At 45.0% G+C, this 2,677-nt stretch carries 1 protein-coding gene; it reads right to left on the bottom strand.

Annotated elements, in window-relative coordinates; genetic code table 11:
• Positions 1-247 precede the first annotated feature (247 nt).
• On the bottom strand, positions 248-1,750 hold the full coding sequence (locus tag F6K49_RS40200) for a reverse transcriptase domain-containing protein (RefSeq protein ID WP_293106400.1): 1,503 nt from the start codon (positions 1,748-1,750) through the stop codon (positions 248-250).
• Positions 1,751-2,677: the final 927 nt, after the last annotated feature.

Here is a 2,677-nt window from a genome sequence, read left to right as displayed (position 1 = left end):
TACGAATTAAGCTGAGATCAGGTTGGATACTAGACAAACGTTGCTGCACTGATTCAGCTAACTGCTCTCTCTGATTTAAGTATGTTTCTACCGCATCTTGGTGTCGAAGGTAGTAGCCAATTGTATTTTGACACTCCCCGTCCTATAAGAACGGGGATTCTGTTAGAGTCGATGTCCCCTATTAAGGGGAGCACCTCTCCTTCAGAACCGTACGTGAAGCTTTCGCCTCATACGGCTCCTAGATATCCTAGTCTTTCGACTTGCTCCAGTGGATTTGCTGGTGACAGCTTTGATGGACTGCTAGTAAGTTCTTTGGTTTCCAGTTGTCGTGGTTTCCATCGACGTGATGAAGGTGTACAGACTCGTCTTCTAGGAACTTCAATCCACAGTGTCCACAGGAATGGCGTTGTTTTTTCAGGGCTGTTGAAGTAGCATCAGAGTATAACCGGGAGTTGCGGTTGCTCCAGTACATCAGGTCACCGTCGTAGGGTGACTTGGTGCCCTTTACGTTCACGTGTTGGTTTTGCTTGTAACCTACCCCAGGAAACCCTCTTTTACATAATTCATTTGCTTTCCACCGGTCTACCTTTTTTTCCTTGCGGAATTTCCGGTTTGCGGTTTTGTTCATGAACCAGAGAGAGTCTCGTGAACTGCTCATATCGCAGCTACTGTGGTAATTTCTCCACCCGCGAACTATGGGTGCTAATTTTGTGGCCTTTACTTCTGCGCCGTAATTCGAGTTATTGACCACGGCTTTAATTTTCTTCCGGATGTTCCGGTGGTTTTCCTCTGAGGGAATAGACCGAAACTTTCCGTTTTTCTGGACGCGGAAATTCCACCCCAGGAAGTCAAATCCGTCTGTCGTTTTGGTTAGCTTGGTCTTTTCTTCACTGACCTCCATACCACGTTCTGCCAAGAAGACTTTGACTTTGTCTATTATCTTCTGTGCGTCATCTTTTGGTTTTAAGATAAACACCATGTCGTCTGCGTATCGCAAGCTAGTGTGAATATCCTCTATTCCGTTTAGAGCGACATTGGCTAGTAGGGGGCTTACCACTCCACCCTGTGGGGTTCCTTGCTCAGGGAATTCGGGATTAACTCCTGCTTTAAGACATCGGAATATCCCGTATTTTAAGCCTGATGGTGCAATTAACCTTTCCATGATGGTGGTGTGACAGATGCGGTCGAAGCACTTTTTTATGTCTAACTCAATCACCTTCTTGTTAATGCCGTTTTTATCTGATTTCAGGTGTAGTTGGAGGCGCTTTTGGACATCCTGGGCGCTTCTTCCTGTTCTAAAACCGTAGCTATCGGCACTGAATGTGGCTTCGTGAGCCGGTTCGAGGGCGAATTTTGCTAGACACTGCCATGCTCTATCTGTAATGGTTGGTATCTTCAACATCCGGGTCTTCCCATTCTTTTTAGGGATAGGGATTTCCCGTAGTCGGCTATGCCTCCAGTCTGCGGCATAGTCGTTCAGTGTTTCCACCAATGCCATTCTCTGTTTATAAGAGAGGCTTGACTGGCCATCGATTCCCGCAGTCTTTTTGCCCTTATTTAGTTGGGTCACTTGACGGACGGCCAAAAGTTGAGCTGAACGGGATTTCAGAATCAGTTTTTGTAGAGACCGGGCTTTTCTCAGGTCACCATCTCGAACTGCTTTATACACTCTCTTTTGTAGGCGGAAAAGATTTTGGCGGAGTTTCTTCCACTGTTGTCCTTTCCAGAGTTCGCTATATCTTATTGACATGCGTCTAACTATGCTCTCCATTGGTTTGTGTATTCTGGATACCCGTGCCCAGTTTCCGGGCACATCCTACCCGACAGTGGGGATTAGACTTGGCATAGTTTACCGAGGTTTCGACCGTTCCTCAGACCCATGTTTTGCTGTCGTTTTTACTTGTTCCGTCTGTTGGATTGTTTTGACGATTTAGGGCAGTCCAATTTGCCTATCCTCTTCTCGGAGATTACAGCTATCGATTAACAAACGCTGTGAGAATAAAGGGATGAAGTCTCGCATTTAAGTTCAGATTGCGGCTTGTCGTTTAGACATTTTTTAAGGACTTTCGTTAATCTACCCATGTCGTCTCCCTTTTAGCGGCAGTGTGGCTAATCTGTTTCACCTCTGATTCCGCCCTGGTGCCAGCTTCACTCTGTAGGTTGCCGCCTACTCGGTGTGGCCAGATAAGGAGTCACATATCTCTTAATGGGGTGGGCTTTTCACCACCATCCAATAGACAGTTAGAATTCGGGTATTTTACCCGCGAATTCCCTAAGTCATACCCCTCCAGTTTCTGAAGGCTCCTACCTAGAACAAGCCGCACTTAATCAACGACTCAACTTGCTCAATCAGGTCCCGACCAGATTGAGTAGAGGCCGAATCTCCGTGCATCGTTTAGATAATGGATCTAGGTTTCGGTGTGCCCCACCGTACCTTTCTTTTTTATAAATAGATAGATACTTTTTTAATCTAACTTTTTTCATAGACGTTTAAGTCGTTAGACCAAATTACGCAATATGTATCTCGTACATATTTTTTACGTTGCCTACTTATTGATTAGATAGTATTTATCTAGGTTCTTAGTTTATTGTTTATAATAAGATAATAACACGCTCTGTGAAAACTGTCAAGTTTTAGCTTAAAAAGAAAGCCGTCCTATAAGGACGGGGCTTTAAA

The organism is Moorena sp. SIO3I6, assembly GCF_010672095.1.
The sequence above is the reverse complement of the archived record's forward strand: the minus strand, read 5'-3'. Positions and strand labels throughout refer to the sequence as shown.